Origin of the sequence: Bradyrhizobium liaoningense, assembly GCF_018130955.1 — a bacterium.
Lineage (GTDB): Bacteria > Pseudomonadota > Alphaproteobacteria > Rhizobiales > Xanthobacteraceae > Bradyrhizobium > Bradyrhizobium liaoningense_C.
In genome coordinates this window covers 1-18,456 of record NZ_JAFCJM010000062.1, presented here as the reverse complement: position 1 = coordinate 18,456, position 18,456 = coordinate 1, and the positions used below count along the sequence as shown (strand labels likewise).

17 protein-coding genes are annotated in these 18,456 nt (G+C 63.1%); 9 read left to right on the top strand and 8 right to left on the bottom strand.

What is annotated here, in order from left to right; genetic code table 11:
• Positions 1 to 29 precede the first annotated feature (29 nt).
• The 3 genes from JQ632_RS39760 to JQ632_RS32060 form a co-directional block, all read right to left on the bottom strand.
• Positions 30 to 1,115, bottom strand: coding sequence for a HupE/UreJ family protein (locus JQ632_RS39760; protein ID WP_312015684.1), 1,086 nt, complete (start codon positions 1,113 to 1,115; stop codon positions 30 to 32).
• A gap of 35 nt (positions 1,116 to 1,150) precedes the next feature.
• Entirely contained in the window at positions 1,151 to 2,083 is a 933-nt protein-coding gene (locus tag JQ632_RS32065; protein ID WP_212406654.1) for a peptidyl-prolyl cis-trans isomerase, read from the bottom strand.
• Positions 2,084 to 2,148: 65 nt separating this feature from the next.
• Positions 2,149 to 4,791: a DUF3604 domain-containing protein gene (locus JQ632_RS32060; protein WP_212406653.1), complete on the bottom strand. Its 2,643-nt coding sequence runs from the start codon at positions 4,789 to 4,791 to the stop codon at positions 2,149 to 2,151.
• Between the two features lie 407 nt (positions 4,792 to 5,198).
• Here JQ632_RS32060 and JQ632_RS32055 point away from each other — a divergent pair, with 407 nt between their 5' ends.
• Together JQ632_RS32055 and JQ632_RS32050 are read left to right on the top strand one after the other, a co-directional pair.
• Positions 5,199 to 5,702, top strand: coding sequence for a Twin-arginine translocation pathway signal (locus tag JQ632_RS32055; protein WP_212406652.1), 504 nt, complete (start codon positions 5,199 to 5,201; stop codon positions 5,700 to 5,702).
• A 34-nt stretch (positions 5,703 to 5,736) separates the two neighbouring features.
• On the top strand, positions 5,737 to 6,345 hold the full coding sequence (locus tag JQ632_RS32050) for a ferric reductase-like transmembrane domain-containing protein (RefSeq protein ID WP_212406651.1): 609 nt from the start codon (positions 5,737 to 5,739) through the stop codon (positions 6,343 to 6,345).
• A gap of 12 nt (positions 6,346 to 6,357) precedes the next feature.
• On the opposite strand, the gene JQ632_RS32045 is transcribed toward JQ632_RS32050, so the two are convergent.
• The gene (locus JQ632_RS32045) at positions 6,358 to 6,738 is read right to left on the bottom strand and encodes a hypothetical protein (RefSeq protein WP_212406650.1); all 381 of its coding nucleotides are present in this window, start codon (positions 6,736 to 6,738) and stop codon (positions 6,358 to 6,360) included.
• A gap of 126 nt (positions 6,739 to 6,864) precedes the next feature.
• The gene (locus JQ632_RS32040; protein WP_212406649.1) at positions 6,865 to 8,349 is read right to left on the bottom strand and encodes a hypothetical protein; all 1,485 of its coding nucleotides are present in this window, start codon (positions 8,347 to 8,349) and stop codon (positions 6,865 to 6,867) included.
• Positions 8,350 to 8,690: 341 nt separating this feature from the next.
• On the opposite strand from JQ632_RS32040, the gene JQ632_RS32035 reads away from it, so the two are divergent.
• From JQ632_RS32035 to JQ632_RS32025, 3 genes are read left to right on the top strand one after another with little or no spacing between them, the layout of a single operon-like run.
• Positions 8,691 to 9,947, top strand: coding sequence for an MFS transporter (locus JQ632_RS32035; RefSeq protein ID WP_212406648.1), 1,257 nt, complete (start codon positions 8,691 to 8,693; stop codon positions 9,945 to 9,947).
• A 30-nt stretch (positions 9,948 to 9,977) separates the two neighbouring features.
• Positions 9,978 to 11,183, top strand: a complete 1,206-nt coding sequence (locus tag JQ632_RS32030; RefSeq protein WP_212406647.1) for a M20/M25/M40 family metallo-hydrolase — start codon at positions 9,978 to 9,980, stop codon at positions 11,181 to 11,183.
• A gap of 5 nt (positions 11,184 to 11,188) precedes the next feature.
• The gene (locus JQ632_RS32025; protein ID WP_212406646.1) at positions 11,189 to 11,713 is read left to right on the top strand and encodes a hypothetical protein; all 525 of its coding nucleotides are present in this window, start codon (positions 11,189 to 11,191) and stop codon (positions 11,711 to 11,713) included.
• A 6-nt stretch (positions 11,714 to 11,719) separates the two neighbouring features.
• On the opposite strand, the gene JQ632_RS32020 is transcribed toward JQ632_RS32025, so the two are convergent.
• Together JQ632_RS32020 and JQ632_RS32015 are read right to left on the bottom strand one after the other, a co-directional pair.
• Positions 11,720 to 12,205, bottom strand: coding sequence for a VOC family protein (locus tag JQ632_RS32020; protein ID WP_212406645.1), 486 nt, complete (start codon positions 12,203 to 12,205; stop codon positions 11,720 to 11,722).
• A 128-nt stretch (positions 12,206 to 12,333) separates the two neighbouring features.
• Positions 12,334 to 13,317 (bottom strand): tripartite tricarboxylate transporter substrate binding protein, encoded by a 984-nt coding sequence (locus JQ632_RS32015; protein WP_212406644.1) that lies wholly within the window; start codon positions 13,315 to 13,317, stop codon positions 12,334 to 12,336.
• 191 nt (positions 13,318 to 13,508) lie between these two features.
• Between JQ632_RS32015 and JQ632_RS32010 the strand changes: the two genes are divergently transcribed.
• From JQ632_RS32010 to JQ632_RS31995, 4 genes are all read left to right on the top strand, one after another.
• Complete coding sequence (locus JQ632_RS32010; RefSeq protein ID WP_212406643.1) at positions 13,509 to 14,597, top strand: mandelate racemase/muconate lactonizing enzyme family protein; 1,089 nt, start codon at positions 13,509 to 13,511, stop codon at positions 14,595 to 14,597.
• Positions 14,598 to 14,701: 104 nt separating this feature from the next.
• Positions 14,702 to 15,850, top strand: coding sequence for an amidohydrolase (locus tag JQ632_RS32005; protein ID WP_212406642.1), 1,149 nt, complete (start codon positions 14,702 to 14,704; stop codon positions 15,848 to 15,850).
• Positions 15,851 to 15,926: 76 nt separating this feature from the next.
• Positions 15,927 to 16,505: a dihydrofolate reductase family protein gene (locus JQ632_RS32000; RefSeq protein ID WP_212406641.1), complete on the top strand. Its 579-nt coding sequence runs from the start codon at positions 15,927 to 15,929 to the stop codon at positions 16,503 to 16,505.
• A gap of 304 nt (positions 16,506 to 16,809) precedes the next feature.
• Complete coding sequence (locus JQ632_RS31995; RefSeq protein ID WP_249152689.1) at positions 16,810 to 17,121, top strand: hypothetical protein; 312 nt, start codon at positions 16,810 to 16,812, stop codon at positions 17,119 to 17,121.
• Between the two features lie 234 nt (positions 17,122 to 17,355).
• Here the strand turns inward: JQ632_RS31995 and JQ632_RS31990 are convergent, their stop codons facing one another.
• On the bottom strand, positions 17,356 to 18,210 hold the full coding sequence (locus JQ632_RS31990; RefSeq protein WP_249152688.1) for an SDR family NAD(P)-dependent oxidoreductase: 855 nt from the start codon (positions 18,208 to 18,210) through the stop codon (positions 17,356 to 17,358).
• Between the last annotated feature and the right edge of the window lie 246 nt (positions 18,211 to 18,456).

Genomic DNA, 18,456 nt, shown 5'->3' with positions numbered 1-18,456 from the left:
GTCCGGCGACAGGGCGACATCGCTTGCCTTCAGCTGCCAAATCTTGTGAGCCGCTCAATGAACCAGAACGCGGAGGTGATGCCGATCGCATAGCTCGCGACCGGGACGGCGGCCCGCCTGATCCGTGTCGGAACATCGAAGCGGCGGATGCAAAACATCGTCCCGAGCACGCCGCCGATGAAAATCAACTGCCCGATCTCCACGCCGACATTGAATGACAGCAGCGCAAGTGGGATATCTCCGTGGGGCAGTCCGATATCCGTCAGCGCGCTGGCGAATCCGAGCCCGTGCAACAGGCCGAATGAGAAGGCGACGATCCAGGGCCACTTCGAGGTTAGGCCGAGCTGACCGGACTTCGAGCTGGAGCCTTTTCCGTTCCGATGGTATCGGAACGGGGCTCTAGATTCTTGTCTTGACGCGTTTTCTTGACGCGAACCGGTATCCACTTCGCTCGAAAACGCTCCAGCGATCTCGCACGCCAGCAGCATGATGCTCAGGGCAATCATCGCCTCAACGGGCGGTGCCGGTACATGTACGAGCCCCAGAGTAGCCAGACTGAGTGTGATCGAATGAGCGATCGTGAAGGCGGTGATGGTCCAGAGCAGCATCCGGCCGTTCCGCACGATCAGAATGAGAGCGAGCACGAACAGCAGATGATCGAAGCCGAACAGGATGTGCTCGATTCCATGCAGGACATAAGCTCCCGCGATTGCCAGCACGCCTGGCGCCGCCGCGACCTCAAACCATGGGCGGCCCGGCCTTACCAGCGCGGTCGAGACCGTGCCGTCGAGCATCTGCACGCGCACCAGCACGTCGGTGATCGTCAATTGCAGGCCGGAGAACACGATGCGCTCCCCCGCCAGCCTGTTCGGGCCCGCGTCGACCCAGCGACGTTCGACCAGCGAGTCCGAGAGCTCGCTCACGACGGGATCCTTGCGATCCTTTACACGGTCGGGAAGCCTGAGGACGACCGGCAGCCGCATGCCCGCAAGCACAGGCGTGCGCCACAGGACGCTAAACTGGCCGGGCGCTGTCTCGCTCAGCGCGAGATAGGCCGGTCGCGCCTCGTGGCCCGACGCGGCAAGCTGCATGAGCACGACAGCGAGCAGCTGCACGACGAGCCCCAGGCAGAAACCGTGCCGTCGCGGTTTCACGAGCCGCGCCCGCTCGATGAGACCGGCCCCTGAATGCGCGATGTGTCACCATTGGCTGACGCCTTGTTAGCTGATGCGTTCTCAGCCGGCGCCGGCAGCAGCACCTTGTACTTCGCGCGTAGTTCCTCGTACGTTTTTCGCCACGCCTGCACCTTTTGCTCGGCGAGCCAGGCGGCCTTGACATCGGCCTCGACCTCCTCGAATGCCGGCGCGCGCGCGGGGGTCAGCGCATCGACGTACACGAGATGCCAACCGAAACCTGACTCGACGGGTCCCTGCCATGATCCCGCCGGGAGTTTGACCACAGCAAGCGCGAAGCTGGGCCCGAACTCCTTCCCCAAGAACTCCGGCGCGCGATCGCGATAATAGTCCTGGAACATGAAGGCATCGGCGAGGCTCGCCACAAGCTTCGAGTCCTCGGGTTCATCGGCGAGCCTGGTCAGCGCGGACGCTGCATCGTAACGCGCACGTTCTCCGCGGCGGTCGGGCGAGAAATAGAGATGGCGGAAACTGACGCGCGGAGGCGACGCGAACCGGTCGCGGTTCGCCTCGTACCATGCCGCGAGCTCATCGCGCGCAGGTTCGCGCGCGGCGGCGACGTCCTCGGCGAGGAACTGCATCTTCTGCGCCATGCGGCGCTTGACGATGGTGTCGTCCTTGTCGATGCCAAGCGCGAGCGCTTCGCGATAAAGAACCTCTTCCTGCACTTTATCTTCAACCAGCAGGCGCAGGTCTTCCGGCGTCGGATCGCGCCGCCATTGCGATCGGAACACCAGAACCAGCTGCGAAAGGTCGTCAATCGTGAGCGCGATCTCTTTTTTTGACCGGTCCGCCCCGCTGTGACTCTTTTCTGCGTACGCATTCACGCCGAAGAGGATGGCGCCCAGCACCAGGAAGTGAACAAGAGGCTCTCGGAGGAGACGTTTCACGACGGGACTCTCAAGCAATCGCCGATTGATTATCCACCTCCCGCGTTTTCCCCGGAGCTCGGACATTATTTGACACTCTTGTCGGGGAACCACGTATCGACGCGGGCCTCGGCCTTCTCCTTGGCCTCGCCCGCCATCTTCTCCACGAACCGCTTGCGCAGCCCATCGCGAAGCTCCTGGAATTTCTGCTGCTGGCCGGGATTGATCAGCGGCCTCAGCTTCTCATCAATCGAATTTGCGACCTCCCGTACCTTCTCGATCTTGCGAACTCCGCTTAAGGAGGCGTCCTTCTTCAACGCCTCCAACTGCTTGCTCTCCTCCTTCAGGATCGGAACGATCTCCCGCCGCTGCTGCTCGGTGAGCGCCAGTTCGGTTGAAAGGCGGTCGATGACCTCCGTGAGCGGATTGACCGCAAACTGCGGCGGCTCCGACACAATCTCGTAGTTGGCGTAGCCGAACTCGTTGCTGCGTGCAGCGTAGGTGCTGTCTCCGAGCTTGTAGAATGTGAGCGCGTACGGGTCTTGCGAAACGAAGGTGATGAGCTTGCCGTCCTCGATCTTGTAAGGACTGGTCGTACCTTGGTAGCCGTCACGCTGGACGTTGCCGTAACCGCTCGGCATCGCGGCATTCTGTCCAATGCGGAAATGTGTCGTGTGACCCTCGGTGGTGAAGGTCTGCCAGAACTGCTCTCCCGTCACGTTGTTCCGCAGCCAGACGGCCTTCCCGACGATCAACGCATTGAGCTGCGCGTCGCTCAGGGCCGTGGCGCCCTTTTTCTTCAGGTCGGCGACGGTCGTACCCGCGGGCGCATTCTTGCGGGCGTCCGCCGACGGCGTGTACCAGATGGGCGAAGTCCAGGCGCGTTCCTGTCCCGTGAGGGGCACCACGTCGGGCGGCGGCAGTCCGGATTTCACCGCCTGAATGAGCGTCCAGCGTGGCGTCGGAATCTCCAGCACGCGCACGTAGTAGAACGCGTGCAGGCTCGCATCGAATTCCGGGTCGCTCCACACGCCCTTGAGCTCCACCGAGCCGACGGTGTTCGTGTAGGTTGCCGTCTCGATATCCACGGTGCTCTGGATCGCCGGCACCCGGCGCGTCCATTTGTCGGGCTGGCGGTCGCCGGACCAGGCGACATCATGGATCTTTTCGAAACTCTGGCCGTTCTGCGTCCAGCCCTTGATGATCTGGATGCGATCGAGGTTCGCCGAAGTCGGGTCCTTCACCGCCCACAGGACGAATGTCGGGGCCGTGCCCTTCCCGCCCGAGGGCATGGGGGCAAGGTCCGCGCCCATGGGCACGCCGCCCGCGTAAGCTTGCTTGACCCAGTCGCCGGCGTTCACAAGATTCTTGTCGTAGCCCCAACCTCCAAAGAAGCGCACCTTGATGTGGGGACCACTGACACCGAACGTTTCCTTGCGGTACATCGCATCCCAGATCGAGGCGCGCGTGTTCTCCTCCGCCCACACACCCGTCAGTCCGCCGGGATTTTCCAGGCGAACGTCCATCGTTCCGCCGATGAGAACGCCGGCAAAACGCCGCTCGACCGAGGCGTCGGCGTCGGCGTGAAGGCCAAAGAAATTGTCCTGGCGGTAGGGGCTGGCACTATTGTGGGCGTCGGAGCCGCCCCCCATGCCCAGCTTGTAGGGGTTGTAGCCACGCACATCCTGCATGGAGAGGCCGTCCTTCAGCGCCTGGCGCGCGAAGCTGCCCGTGATGTGGTCAATGCGGCCGACATTGGCCGGCTGGCCAAGGATGGCTTGAAACAGCTCGTAATTGGCGAACTCGTCGGTCGGCGACAGCAGTGGGTGCGTCTCCGACTGTCCCTTGCCTTGCTTGATCTCGATCAGGCGTTCGTTGCGGTCGCGCGCGGCCGCCCAGGCAGCATCGATCGGACGCCCCGTGGCGTTGTCGATGTCGACCGGGTACATCCAGCCGTCGCTCACATTGGCGTTGTGCGAGATGGCGAGCAGCTCGTTGCCCGCCTTGCGCTGCGCATCCATCCAGCTCCAGAGATCGGTGGGGCGCTTGGAGTCGAGCGCGCTGAATGGATAGTCCGGCACCTTCTCGCAGTCCCGGAAGAAGATGTTGCGGTGCAGGTTGCGTTGACCCGGCATCGATGTCCACTCGTATGAGCAAAAGGCGGTGAACTTGCCGGGATGATTGTTCTCGTTGGCGATCTTGACGTTTGATTTCCACACCGTGGACGTGACCTTCGGATCCATGAAGGCTTTCACCGGCGGGCTCGCGGCCAGTTTGAGCAGGTACGAGAAGACCCGGTTCTGCTCTGCCGTGCTGCTCGGATCCTTCATGATCATGGGCTGCGCCTCGGGCAGCTTGCTCACATACGATCCGGGGATATTGGCCTCCTTGGTGACGCCGACATACTCCGAGTGATCGGTCACGCCCATGAAATCGAGCGGTGTATCGATCTTGATGTCGAAACCCGTCGGGTGCTTGATGGTATGTCCCTGCGCGTATTTCAGTGCATCATCGGGACCGGTGATGCGGTTGCCCATGACCCATGCGTCGACCGACCAGCTGGTGTGAAGGTGGGTCTCGCCGAAATACGCGTTGCGCTCCTTCGGCTCTTGCTTCGACTCTTGAGCCAATGCCGATAGAGATGCAAAGCCGATTGCACCCGCTGCCAGGATCGTCTTTGCGAAATGACACCCCGTGGAATTGGAATAACTTTGCTCGCAAATGAACATCTTCGCCTCCCAGCTCAGTCGCGATCGCTGCGAAGATTTCTAAGGTTGAAATAGACTCGGCGAGTACGCAGCGAGGCGTTTCAATCCAACCGTCCTACTGATCATCCGAACAGAGGAAACGCTTTGATTTAGATCAAGACCGATCGGTGGATGGTCGAAGGGGCCAACTCTCCAATGACCACTCTGGTCAATAGGCGGTCCTGCTACCTTTCCGGACATGATGGGACCGAGCGCCTTGCCTGCATCGGCGGCGCGGAAATTCGGATTTATTTCAAGCGCTGAGCGGCCGGCACACCCGTTCACAACACTGTCATTGCGACCTGTCGACCTCTTGGCTCAACTGGGCCTTTTGCGCTCGTTGCTGTACGCTCGGCTCGGCAACTGCACGGTCGCCGGGAGGAATTTGCATGACCACCGTCGTACTCAACCGCCGCACCCTCCTCACCGCCGGCAGCTCGTTCCTGGCGTCGGGGGTTTTGGCAACCGGGGTTTCCGGGCTGCTGTTGCCCGCGCGCGCGGACGGCCTCGCTCCGACCGAGTCGATGGCGGGCGGGGCGAACAACTACCGCAAGGGCGCGGCGATCGTGGACCGGATCGGCAAGGGCGGCTTCTGGATGAGCGGCACCGTACGCCGCGCAGGCGACGGAGCTCCGCTGGCCGGGCAGCGCATCCAGATCTGGGCGCACACTGTCGAAGGGCAGGAGCACGAGCCGCAGAGTCATGGCGCCACGCTCACCGACAAGAACGGAGCCTTCCGTCTCGAGATGCCGCAGATCATTCCCATCTTCGGCCAGCCGCATGGTCACCTCGCCTATGACAGCGGTGAATTCAAAACCGTGTTTCTGCGGCCGGTGATGCGGAGCGCGAAGGAGACCAGCCTGGAGGCGCACTTCGTCCTTCAGCCGGCCTGACCGAGTTGGGATCAAGGGGATGAGATTGGCCCTGATGACCCTGATCTGGGCCGCCCTTGCGGCCGCCATTTGCGTGCCGATCGCCTTTGCAGCGACAAGCCCGCTGCTCGCATGGCGCGGTCCGGTCTACATCCTGGCCGGATTTGCGGGGATGATCGCACTGGGGCTCATGCTCGTTCAGCCCTTGCTGATTGGCGGATACCTACCAGGACTGTCGGCTTATCGTGGACGGCGTGTGCATCACTGGATCGGGGGCGCGCTGGTCGCGGCTATCGTGATCCACGTCGCCGGCCTCTGGATCACCAGTCCGCCCGACATGATTGACGCTCTTCTCTTCGCATCGCCGACGCCGTTCTCTCCCTTCGGCGTGATCGCCATGTGGGCGATCTTCGCCGTGGCGCTTCTCGCTACATTCCGCCGGCGATTGGGACTGCGAATTTGGCGCATCGTCCATATGTCCCTCGCGGCGGTCATCGTCCCAGGAAGCGTGATCCATGGCATGCTGGTCGAGGGGACGATGGAAACGATCTCGAAGGCGGCGCTTTGCGCACTGGTGCTCGCGGCGGCCATCAAAGTCATAACGGAGCTGCGCGCGCGGAGAAAGCCGCGGGCGTTGCGCGCAGAGAGCATCGCGCGACAGTAACCAGGTATCGCGTTACGCTGTGGGATTCAGCTCCGGACAGCCGGCATCGATCCAGTTCGCGATGGACTTGATCTGATCGGCGGTGAACTTCGTCCCGGCCGGCGGCATCTGACCGATCGGACCGTCGGGCCCGAACAGCGGACCGGTTCCGCTGAGTGCCATGATGATGTTCGACTGATCCGATTTTCCCTTCACAAGAATTGGAAGCGGATCTCCCGTATCGGGGTTTCGCACATGGGGAATATTGCCATTGACGAATTGATCGAAGGTCAGGGTATTCCAGAACGCCTTGTGCGGCGAATTTTGCAGCTGCAATGCCAGATGATTGTCAGTCACCACCTTCGTCAGGAATTGCTGAACGTCCGCGAATGAATTCAATGGAGTGATCGTCATCTTGACCTCCTCATGATTTTGAATTGTTGCCGAACCGCTCCCTTTGATCGACGTCCGGGCGCGGCAGATCCGCGTTCGCCGCACCGGCCCGCAGGCGGCCTGCCCACGCGCCGCCGTGCGGCTCGTTCAGTGGGCCGCGATTGGAATCGACCACACGAAATCGGTCTTGGTTGCGCCACCGAAGATCTTGGGGTCTGCCAAATCCACGAAACCATTCGGCAGGTAGGTCTCCGGATACGGGCCCGGGCCCGTCTGCGGCAGACGCGCCATGGCGTGGCACGACATGCAATTCGAGTTCAGACCATCCGCCTGGTTGGTCTCGAGATAGGGATTGAAGCAAACGACCGGCTTTCCCTTGGGATCGGTCGCCGGCACCACCATGGAGTTGCTGATGCACATAGCGTAATTTCTCCAGGGCCCCTTGACCTTGTATGCATCCGGCATGTCGGCAACGCTGCCGGGGAAATCGTTGGGCGGATTCTTTCCATTCTGCCACCAGAAGGTCGCCCAGGTCCAATTCGCGATCTCCTTGGTGGTCACGTGCATCGCGACCAGGGTCTGGAAGTCACCAGCCTCCACCGCCGCCGCCCCGCCAAGCTTCGACAACGAATTGATCGTTGCGGCCTCCGCTGCGTCAATCTGCACGGAATAAAACGCCTTCAGCGGTACGATCTCCGCCTGGACCTGTTGACCGTTGCAGTTGATCGATGCCGTTCCCGTCCGACTATTGGTCGGATCGACGGCGACGCATGTCTTCCATGTATCCGACGTCGGCTGGGTTGGATCGATGCTATCGGCCGCGCCATTCCAGATCGGGATCGCAGAGAGACCGCTGGGCTTGACCGGTAAGAAGATCATCTTCAGATCGGTGGCGGCTGCCGGGAAATCGATGATCTTGCGATCCTTGACGGCGGTGTTGCTCTGGTCAAGTGCTGCATTCAGTTGCGCAAGATCCGACGCGCTGATGTAGCTGTAGGATTGTCCGGATTTTGCAGGCGTCTCGTGCGACGCTGCGAGAAAGCTCGCCGATTCCGGGCTCATCTTCACGAACGCCTTCAGTCTTAGCTTCGGATCCGTGCGGGCCACCAGCGCCTTGGCCAATGCGGACGTGCCGTGCTGGAACTGACGGGGCGGCGCAAAGGGGCGCAGAATTCTCGGCCGCGGCGCCGCGGCTGCCGCCGCCAGCTGATTGACGGGAGAAAACGTCTCCTCCTCCGACAACCAGGTTTCCCAGATCGGCAAGACCTGGCCGTTGAAGCTTTGGCTCGAATCGGCGGTCAGTCCCGACCAAAGCAACCACGCATGCTTGCGGAGCGCTGCGACATTGTTGGCCGCGATCAGCGCTTCGAGGTCGGCGCTTGGCGTCGGAAATTCGGATGGCGGCAGCGGCATCGGCTCAGGTTTGATGTTCTGCGCAAAGGCGCGCGCGCCGAACTCGAGAGGGCCGCCTGAGGCGACACCTCCGATCAAAACCAGCGCGTACAGGACTTTGGAGAAAGGCCAGGCCTTTGCAATTCTGGTCATGGAGCACCTATGAATTGGAGGAGCAAGAAATTGCATTCGTGGAAATTCAGCCCGGCCGATCATATCCTTTAAGGTTGTATCGAGCAAGAATGTCTACCTTGCTACATTTCATCGCCGCAGCGGCTCAACTGTGACCTGGATCATAGGTTGTGCCGGTAGAGCAGGCTAAAATAGGGGTACCGGTTGAGCGTTAGCTCGCTCTTGCCGCGCCCCCACGGGCGTTTCCTCCCTGACTTCGCCGATCGCTTCGAACAAGCGGAGCGATCGGCGCTTTCATCGTCCCGTCAGAGCGGTCAAGAGTCCGTGTCCGGACATCACACTGTTTGCGCCACGCGGCGATCCGGAATGACGGGGCTGTCTTTCGCGCAGTTGGCACGCGCTCCCCGATCGTGTAACGCCAGCGAAAAGCTTGTCGGGACGGGACGCTCATGGCTGCCGCTGCCAATGACGAAGCGGGGGTTGGCACCCGCGCGCTCATCTTTGCGCTTCTGGCGCTCGCCTGCGGGCACATGCTGTCGACCTTGCTGCGCACCATCCCGGCGGTCAGCCTCGACCTGATGGCGGCGGATTTCCACATGGAGCCGCAGGCGCTGGCGAGCCTCACCTCGGTCTATCCCTTTGCCTTTGCGGCCTCGCAGATCCCGGTCGGCGCGGCGATGGATCGATTTGGCGTGCGCCCCGTTTCGCTCAGCCTGCTGGCGGGAACCGTCGCCGGCGCCATCGCATCAGGCTTTGCGACCGGGCCCGAGAGCTTTGCGGTCGGGCAGGTGCTGCTGGGCATCGCGACCTCGGGCATGCTGATGTGCCCGATGACATTGGCTGCCAAGCAATTGTCGGCGGCACGGTTCGGACTGTGGTCGGGCGCGATCCTCTCGATCGGCAATATCGGCATGCTGCTGTCATCGAGCCCGCTCGCCTTCGTGGTCGATCATTATGGCTGGCGCGCCGGGTTCTGGCTCTCGGGCGTCGGCGGCATTGTGGTCGCGCTCGCCGTGTTCGCGCTGGTGCCGAGCCAGCCGGCCGAGCACAAGGACGATTCCTCGCCGCTGTCGCAGATGATCGAGGTGCTGCGGCTCGGCCTGTCGCGTCCGCTCCGCGGCCTGATCGCGCTCGCGCTGGTATCGCTTGCGACCTCGCTGGTTTTGCGGGGCCTGTGGGGCGGGCCGTGGCTGATGGAGACCAAGGGATTGTCGCGGGTGGAGGCCGGCAACCAGCTTGGCGCGTTCACGCTGGCGATGATCGCGGGCCCGCTGTGCATCGGCATGATCGACCGCAAACTCGGCCGCCGCCGCGAGCTGGTTGCGGCGTCGCACCTCACCGGAGCGGCCCTGCTCGCGCTGATGGCGCTGGGGGCGCCGCATTATCCGGTTGCGGCGCTGTTCGGCGTCGCCGTGATGCCGCCGCAATACGACCTCGTGTTGTTCGTGCTCATTGGCCTTGCGACCGCGGCGCAGCCGCTGATTTTTGGCATGTCCCGCCAGCTGGTGGACGCGCAGACGGCCGGCAAGGCGCTCGCCGCGGTCAATCTGGCGTTCTTCCTCGGCGCGGCGCTAATGCAGTCGGTCACCGGCGCGGTGGCGGCGCTTGCGGGCCTGCCCGCCGTGCTGCTGTTCATGGCGACGGCGCTCCTGGCCGGCTCGCTGATCTTTTTGGCCTATACGTCGCCGCCGCCGGCGATAGACTAGGCCGGAATGACTTACGCAAAGGAAGAGTTGATGCCCGTCGACACCGAAGCCGCCACCGATCGCCTCATGCGTTTCCTCGCCGTCGAGGGCGTGACCGGACAGGAGGCGGCAATCGGGCGCGAGCTCGCCGCCACGCTGAAGGAGGTCGGCGTATCAGCGGACGCGATCCGCCTCGACGATGCCAACACGCGCATCCCCGTGCCGACCGAGACCGGCAATCTCATCGTCGACCTGCCCGGCCGCGGCGCGTTGCACAACCAGCCGCGCATCATGTTCATGACCCACATGGACACCGTACCGCTGTGCGCCGGCGCCAAGCCGAAACGTAGCGGGCGCAAAATCGTCAACGACGCCAAGACCGCGCTCGGCGGCGACAACCGCTGCGGCTGCGGCGTTCTGGTGACGCTGGCAGCCGAGCTTGAAAAGCAGAAGCTGGATCATCCGCCGATCACGCTTCTGTTCTGCGTGCGCGAGGAGAGCGGGCTCTATGGCGCGCGCCACGTCAAGCTGGACGAACTCGGCTCGCCCAAAATGGCCTTCAACTATGACGGCGGCTCGGCCTCCAACGTCGTCATCGGCGCGGTCGGCGCCGATCGCTGGCAGGTCGAGATCTTTGGCCGCGCCTCGCATGCCGGCGTCGCGCCCGAGCGCGGCATCTCCTCGACCATGATCCTGGCGCTGGCGCTCGCCGAGGTGAAGGCCGGCGGCTGGTTCGGCAAAGTGGTCAAGGGCAAGGGGCAGGACAGAAAGGAAGGCACCAGCAATGTCGGTCCCGTGACCGGCGGCGAGGGCCGCCCCGCAGGCGATGCCACCAACGTCGTCACCGACTATGTGCATGTGCGCGGCGAAAGCCGCAGCCATGACGGAAGGTTCTTCAAGGAGATTACGAGGGCCTACAAGGCGGCGTTCGAGAAGGCGGCCAAGCGCGTGACGAACGCGCAAGGCAAATCCGGCCGCGTGAAATTCAAGGCCGAGACCGACTATTATCCGTTCCGCATGAAGGAGAGCCTGCCGGTCGTCAAGCGCGCGATCGAGGCCGTGTCCGCCGTCGGCGGAACGCCGAACGTCCGCACCGCCAATGGCGGCCTGGACGCGAACTGGATGGTCCGCCACGGCATTCCGACCGTGACTTTTGGCGCCGGGCAGAACGAGGTGCACACGATCGACGAATGGATCAACCTCGACGAATATGACCGCGCCTGCGCGCTCGCCGTCCAGCTCGCAACGACGCGGTGAGCGCCATGATCCGGTTTGCGGTCGCGGGGCTTGCTCTGCTGGCGTTGGCAGGGACAGCCGTCGCGGAGGAGGACAACAGCGCCATGCTGGTCGACCTGTTCGCAAAAATCTGTGCGCCCAAGCCGGCTCGGCCGAGCCAGATCCAGCGCATCGCAACGAGCCTCGGTTTCGTCAGCGACAACCCGGTCACTCCCGAGAAGGAGCGTGGGGCCAATATCGATGTCATCTACTTTGCTAGGCTGATGAAGAACGGCGAGAAGGTCGGCGGCATCAGCACCTATTTCACCGGTCCCGACGACGGGCCGACCGTGAGCTGCTCGGTGTCGGCCACGGGCGTGTCGGCCGACACGCTGCCCAGCCTGATCGAGACATCGTTGAAGGCCCGCGAGCGGGCCGACCAGCCGACCGAGAAGGAAAATTATCATCGGGCAAGCTGGCGCGTCGGCGCCGACACGATCGAAATGTCGGCGTGGCAAACGCCGCCGCGCCGAGCCTCGATCAGCATGAGCTACATTGGCTACAAGCGGTGAACGGGGTCACCCTCGCCGCGCCGCTTCGATCGCGGCGACGTCGATCTTCTTCATATCCATCATTGCGGCGAAGGCGCGCTTGGCCTCGGCGCCGCCGGCCGCGATGGCCTCGGTCAGCACGCGCGGCGTGATCTGCCAGGACACGCCCCATTTGTCCTTGCACCAGCCGCACGCGCTTTCCTGGCCGCCATTGCCGACGATGGCGTTCCAGTAGCGGTCGGTCTCCTCCTGGTCGTCGGTGGCGATCTGAAACGAGAATGCCTCGCTGTGCTTGAACAGGGGGCCGCCGTTGATGCCGGCACAGGCTACGCCGGCAACCGTGAATTCGACGACGAGCACGTCGCCCTCCTTGCCGGACGGATAATCGCCGGGCGCGCGATGGACGGCGGTGACCCTGCTGTCGGGGAACGTCGCGGCGTAGAAGCTGGCCGCAGCCTCGGCGTCCTTGTCATACCAGACGCAGATCGTGTTCTTGGGGGTGGTCTTGGGCATTGCAGGTCCTTTCAGCTCGTCAGGATGGGGGGACTTGGAGCAAAGGACGGGCGGACGGCGCGCGTTCCGACATCACCGACCAATTTTTTTTTGCCACCGCCGTTCGCGGGCTGCGCCGGGCTCTCGCCTCATTCCGCCTTGATGTTGGCGGCGGCGACGACCGCGGCGAGTTCCCGGGTCTCCTTCTCGATCCGGGCCGCGTAGTCGGCCGCACCGAGGACGGACACGACGCCCTGCGTCTCCAGCCGTTCCTTCGACGCGGGATCGGTCGCCACAGCCACGATTTCCCGATGCAGCGTCTCGACGATCGGCGCGGGTGTTGCCTTCGGCAGCAAGAAGCCGACCCAGAACGAGATGTCGAACCCGGGATAGCCCGCTTCCGCAACGGTCGGCACGTCCGGCAATGATGGAAGGCGCGCGGCCGAGGAGACCGCAAGCGCCCTGAGCTTGCCGGCCTTCACCAGCGGCACGGCGGACAGCGGATCGAACACGGCCAAGACCTCCTGCGCGAGGATACCGACCTCGGCGGCAGAGCCGCCGCGATAGGGCACATGGATCATCTTGATGCCGGCCTTCTGGCCGAGCAGCTCCATGGCAAGATGCGCGAGATTGCCGTTGCCGCCCGAACCATAGGCGAGCTCGCCCGGCGCGGCCTTTGCAGCAGCCACGAGATCCGCCACCGTCCTGATGTTGGCGGTCTTGGGATTCTCAGGATTGACCACCAGCACCAGCGGCGCCGACACGACCGTGGTGAGCGGGGCGAAATCGCGCTGCACGTCGTAGCGCGCGTCCTTGAACAGCGTCGGATTGAGTGTGATGGCAGACGAGTTGCTGGCGAGGATGGTGTGGCCGTCGGGCTCGGAGCGTGCAGCCGCTTCGGCCGCGATCATGCCGTTGGCGCCGGCGCGATTCTCGACCACGAAGGGTTGACCCAGCTTCGCCTGAAGCCGGTCCGCAACGATGCGCGCCACGACGTCGACCGGGCCGCCCGCGCTGAACCCGACGAGGATCTTGACCGGATGGTTCGGATATTTTTGCGCGACGGCAAAAGACGGCAGCAGCGCAAGGGACAATCCGGCCATGAGAGCCAATGAGCGAACCGTTCGTTGCATGTCGTGCTCCATCCCTAAGCCGCGCTCGTCATCTGCGTGACGCTACGACGCATTCGAAATCAATATCCAACATGACGGATTACGCAATCGCGTTTCCATGCGCGCATCGTCACGCCAATTCCGCCATGCGGCAGGTTGCCCGGGCCACGCGATCGGCCTACCGTGCAAAGAAAAGCCGGGATGGAAACACAATGGCGCGCATCAAGACGACCGAGACCGGACTCTACCGGATCCCCCTGCCTGTCACCCTCTCCGACAGCACGCATGGCGAGATCAAGGCGTTCGAGCTGATCACCTGTCGCGTGCGCGATGCCGACGGTGCGGAAGGTGTAGGTTACACCTACACTGTTGGCCGCAACGGCGGCGCGATCGCCGACATTTTGTCGCGCGAGATCCCTGAGCTGGTCGCAGGCCTCGAGGCTGACGATGGCGAAGCGATCTGGCATCACATCTGGTGGGCCCTGCATTATGGCGGGCGCGGCGGGGCCGCCGTGCTGGCGCTCTCCGCGCTCGACATCGCGCTTTGGGATCTGAAGGCGCGGCGCGCCAGTTTGCCGCTGTTCCGTCTGCTCGGCGGCTTCGACGCCCGCGTACCCTGCTATGCCGGCGGCATCGACCTCGATCTGTCGGTCGAGGCGCTGTTGAAACAGACCGATGACAATCTCGCAAAGGGATTTCGCGCCATCAAGATGAAGGTCGGCCGCCCTGATCTCAAATCCGACGTCGCCCGCGTCGCGGCGATGCGAAAACATCTCGGCGAGGGTTTTCCGCTGATGGCGGACGCCAACATGAAATGGACGGTGGAGGAAGCGATCCGCGCCGCCCGCGCGTTGCACCCCTTCGATCTCACCTGGCTGGAAGAGCCGATCATTCCCGACGACGTCGCCGGCCATGCCCGCATCATGACGGCCGGCGGGGTACCGATCGCGGCCGGCGAGAATTTGCGCTCGCTCTGGGAGTTCAAGAACTACATCACGGCGGGCGCGGTGTCCTATCCCGAGCCCGACGTCACCAATTGCGGCGGCGTCACCGCCTTCATGAAGATCGCGCGGCTCGCGGAAGCCTTCAACCTGCCGGTGACGAGCCATGGCGCGCACGACATCACCGTGCACCTGCTCGCCGCCTGCCAAAACCGCTCCTATCTCGAGGCCCACGGCTTCGGGCTCGACCGCTATATCGAGCATCCGCTGGTGCTGGACGAGGGGCGCGCCCTGGCGCCACCGCGACCCGGTCACGGCATCTCCTTCGACTGGAAGGGGCTGGCACAGCTCAGCCCCTAAGCGAAGCGTCTTGTTGCACGCGAGCTATTCCCGCGCGACAGGTGACGGCTGCGGCAATTCCGCTAATGTGGCGGGCGCCGGCATCATCCCGAGAGACGCGAACCGTGACACCAGACCTGCACCAAAAGCTGACCGCGTGGCGCCAGCACCTGCATGCCCATCCCGAACTGTCCTTGCAGGAAAAGGCGACGTCCGCGTTCGTGCAGGCGCGGCTCGCCGAGCTCGGCATCCCCTTCACGGCCGGCATCGGCGGGCATGGCATCGTTGCGACGGTGTCGCGCGGGGCTGCGCAAGGCCGCGTCGGCCTGCGCGCCGACATGGACGCCTTGCCGATCACCGAGGAGACCGGGCTCGCCTATGCCTCGCGCAATCCCGGCATCATGCATGCCTGCGGGCATGACGGGCACACGGCCTCGCTGCTCGGCGCCGCCGCACTGCTGGCCGCCGACACGAGCTGGAGCGGAACGGTCGATCTCATCTTCCAGCCGGCCGAGGAAGGTCTTGGCGGCGCGAAGGCGATGGTCGCCGACGGCCTGTTCGAGCGTTTTCCGATGACGCAGATCTTTGGCTTCCACAACTGGCCGGGGCTCGAAGCCGGCACCATCGCGGTGCATGACGGCGTCGTCATGGCGGCCGGCGGGCGGGTGACGCTGACGATCGACGGACATCCCGGCCACGCCGGCATGCCGCATCTGACGCGCGATCCCGTGGTCGCCGCCGGACATCTCATCGTCGCGCTGCAATCGATCGTCTCGCGCAGCGTCGATCCGCTCGACACCGCCGTGCTCTCGCTATGCACGATCGAGGGCGGTACGGTGCCGAACCAGATCGCCTCGCGCGTCGTGATCCGCGGCACGCTGCGTAACCACCGCGGTCCGGTCAGGGACACGCTGACCGAAGGCATCGAGCGGATCTGCGCCGGTGTCGCGACCAGCTTTGGCGTCAGCATCTCATCCGAAGTCACCCCCGGTGTCGGCGTTCTCGCCAATGCGCCGCACGAAGCGGGCCTTGCGCGCATCGCCGCGGAAAAGGTTCAGGCGCCGCTGCGCCGCGACCTCGCACCCAGCATGGCCGGCGAGGATTTCGCTTTCTACCTTCAGCACCGCCCCGGCGCCTTCGTCTGGATCGGCAACGGCGATTTGCGTGAAGGCGCCGAACTGCACGGCCCGCGCTACGACTTCAACGACGCGATCCTGCCCACCGCCTCCGGCTGGATGGCGGAAGTCGCAAAGACCGCGCTGACCGCGAATTAGAGTCGCTGTTCTGATGCCCGCAACAGCCACAGCTGAACCGCGTGACTACGGTATCGGAAGATTGTATGCTTGTCGCATGGGACTACTGATCTTCAGCACCAACGTCACCTTAGACGGCTGTGTCGACCACCAAGAAGGAATCTCCGACAGCGAGACACACGCCTTCTTCACTCGCCTCATGGACGAGAGCGGGGCGATGCTGTGGGGCCGCGTCACCTACGAGATGATGGAGAGCTACTGGCCAGCGGTCGCACGCGGCGAAGCGGAGGTACCGCCGCCGATCCGCGAGTGGGCGGTTAACCTGGATGCCAAGCCGAAGTACGTGGTGTCGTCAACGCGAAACGACTTCCCGTGGAACAATAGCCACCACATCGCCGGTGATCTGCGAACAGGCGTGCAGAATCTCAAGGACGCGACCCCGGCGGGCGTGCTCCTCGGTAGCGGCAAGCTCGCGGCTGAGCTGGACCGGCTGGATTTGATCGACGAATACAAGTTCCTCGTTCACCCCAGGATCGTCGGCCACGGCCCCACTCTATACGAGAGCGGCCTGCCGAGCGCGCGACAGCTCGAATTGGTTTCGGCGAAGCCGCTCCGCAACGGCGTTGTTGCTATGCACTACCGACGCTCTTTGACGAAAGTCGCAAGGCAGGAATAGCTCATAGCCGGATTTTCACAACCGCGGGCGAGGTTTTCTTTGCGGCAACAAAATTAAAAATTAAAGAGTGTGCGACCTAGTCCTCGCGTGAAAGCCCGAGCGCGATATTTGCGCTCTTGGGCCCTCATCCTTTCCTGCAAGGATACATGGTAGGCCACGGCCCCTCGTTGACGCGCGTGCCGCCGCCAAGCTGGAAAAACGTATTGATCCAGATCAAGCCTGAGACTGCCCCGCTTGGAATTCTCCTCGGCGCCAAATGACGCATCAGGTTCTTTGGCGCCATATTTTATCAATGGAGGGGAAAATGCCTGCAGTTGTTATGCAATTCGTTTCGCATCCAAAACCCGGTAGCGATCTTGCGACCATCCTGCAGCTTGCAAAGGACGGTGCGGTACTTTGGAGGAAACACGGCGCCGACGTTAGCTATTGGTCAGTGATCGGTGGCGAGGTCGGGAACTACGCCTTTGTCGCTCGCTTCGATAGTATAGAGGCTTATGGACGCACCCTGGCCTCACTTGGTGCCGATCCAGCTTTCGCAGAATTTCAAGCCAAGCGGCTAAAGGCTGGGCAATCGGATTGGGTACGCTCCAGCATGTCCATCCAGGTTGATATCTGACGCAACGCCTTCGCCCCGAGTGCGAGACCGCCTTCGGGCGGTCTCTTGCTGCCTGTCGCGGTCGACGTCACCTGCTGGCCCGACTGAGAAATCTTCGCGGCCAAATCGATGTCGGCCGCCTGAAGTAATGCCGACCAGATTTGCTCGAAGATTTTCCCAAACCTGACATGGCGTGACTACCGACAAGATCGTCTCGGCGGCATGCACAATCAGGCTGGTCGAAGGGCTGCTTGCTCAACGTTTCGGGTTGCGCCCGCGGATGTGGTCAAAGCCTTGCTTGATTGCGGCGAAACGCGCTTCGATCATCGGTTCAAATTCGAGGTCGGTGAAGATATATGGCCAGTCCTTTTCGACGCCTTCGCGGACGAGTTCACCGGCATAGATGGGATCTATGCCCTGAGAGATACGTTCCCGGATCATATTGATCTGCTCGGCAAGTGGGCCCGAAGTCGGCAAGGCACGGGCCGCCCCCTCGAAGCGCTCGGGGAGGTTGCGTCTTGAGTTCATGATTTGAGTGCGGATGAACCCTGGACACAGCACCGATACGCCAATCCCGCGGGGCGCGAGTTCGCGCCGCAGGCCCTCGGACAGCGCGACAACGCCATACTTTGAAACGTTGTAGGCATTGCTCTGCCCTGAAATAAGGCCGGCGATCGAGGCTGTGGAGACGATGTGTCCGCCCTCGCCATGCTGCTCGATCAACGGCCCGAAAATCTCGATCCCCCAAATGGTCGCCATCAGGTTGACGCCCATGACCCAGTTCCACGACGCCTCGGTCCAGGTACCATAAGGCCCACCGCCGACGACGCCCGCGTTGTTGACGAGGATATGCACCTTGCCGTAGCGGGCAGTTGTGGCTTCGGCGGCCGCCACGAGTTCGGCTTTTAGTGAAATGTCCGCTCTCACGCCGTCGACGTCGACGTTGGTGAGCCTCAGTTGTTTGAGCGCTGCGGATAGAGCCGCTTCCTCAATGTCACAAAGCATGACTTTCGCCCCCGCTTGGGCGAAGGCGGTCGCGATCCCCAATCCAATGCCTGACGCTGCACCGGTCACGAACGCGGTCTTTCCAGCAAGTTCCTTCACGCGCATTCTCCCCCGTGCAAGCGGACACCCTCGTCCCAAAACGCCAAGTGTCACCAGACGCCATATGACCGCACTTTCAAGCGATTGGGAAGCATGCGGGATGTCCGCTTCTGGCCGATTTTGTTGCAAAAGTCGGCTGTAACCGACGGATGTCTTTCGGCCATTTGGTAAGGCTGACCGGCTTTGATCCGCCGACCCTGACGCTCTCAACGCAACTCCTACGCTACGCAATGCACAGGGCATGAGCGGGTG

What these genes read in the sequence shown, in the direction of transcription:
- JQ632_RS32035 (WP_212406648.1), top strand. Translation starts at nt 8,691, where the DNA reads ATGGCTGCCGCTGCCAATGACGAAGCGGGGGTTGGCACCCGCGCGCTC.
- JQ632_RS32060 (WP_212406653.1), bottom strand. Translation starts at nt 4,791, where the DNA reads ATGTTCATTTGCGAGCAAAGTTATTCCAATTCCACGGGGTGTCATTTC.
- JQ632_RS32045 (WP_212406650.1), bottom strand. Translation starts at nt 6,738, where the DNA reads ATGACGATCACTCCATTGAATTCATTCGCGGACGTTCAGCAATTCCTG.
- JQ632_RS32030 (WP_212406647.1), top strand. Translation starts at nt 9,978, where the DNA reads ATGCCCGTCGACACCGAAGCCGCCACCGATCGCCTCATGCGTTTCCTC.
- JQ632_RS32055 (WP_212406652.1), top strand. Translation starts at nt 5,199, where the DNA reads ATGACCACCGTCGTACTCAACCGCCGCACCCTCCTCACCGCCGGCAGC.
- JQ632_RS31990 (WP_249152688.1), bottom strand. Translation starts at nt 18,210, where the DNA reads ATGCGCGTGAAGGAACTTGCTGGAAAGACCGCGTTCGTGACCGGTGCA.
- JQ632_RS31995 (WP_249152689.1), top strand. Translation starts at nt 16,810, where the DNA reads ATGCCTGCAGTTGTTATGCAATTCGTTTCGCATCCAAAACCCGGTAGC.
- JQ632_RS32050 (WP_212406651.1), top strand. Translation starts at nt 5,737, where the DNA reads ATGACCCTGATCTGGGCCGCCCTTGCGGCCGCCATTTGCGTGCCGATC.
- JQ632_RS32020 (WP_212406645.1), bottom strand. Translation starts at nt 12,205, where the DNA reads ATGCCCAAGACCACCCCCAAGAACACGATCTGCGTCTGGTATGACAAG.
- JQ632_RS32015 (WP_212406644.1), bottom strand. Translation starts at nt 13,317, where the DNA reads ATGCAACGAACGGTTCGCTCATTGGCTCTCATGGCCGGATTGTCCCTT.
- JQ632_RS32010 (WP_212406643.1), top strand. Translation starts at nt 13,509, where the DNA reads ATGGCGCGCATCAAGACGACCGAGACCGGACTCTACCGGATCCCCCTG.
- JQ632_RS32000 (WP_212406641.1), top strand. Translation starts at nt 15,927, where the DNA reads ATGGGACTACTGATCTTCAGCACCAACGTCACCTTAGACGGCTGTGTC.
- JQ632_RS32025 (WP_212406646.1), top strand. Translation starts at nt 11,189, where the DNA reads ATGATCCGGTTTGCGGTCGCGGGGCTTGCTCTGCTGGCGTTGGCAGGG.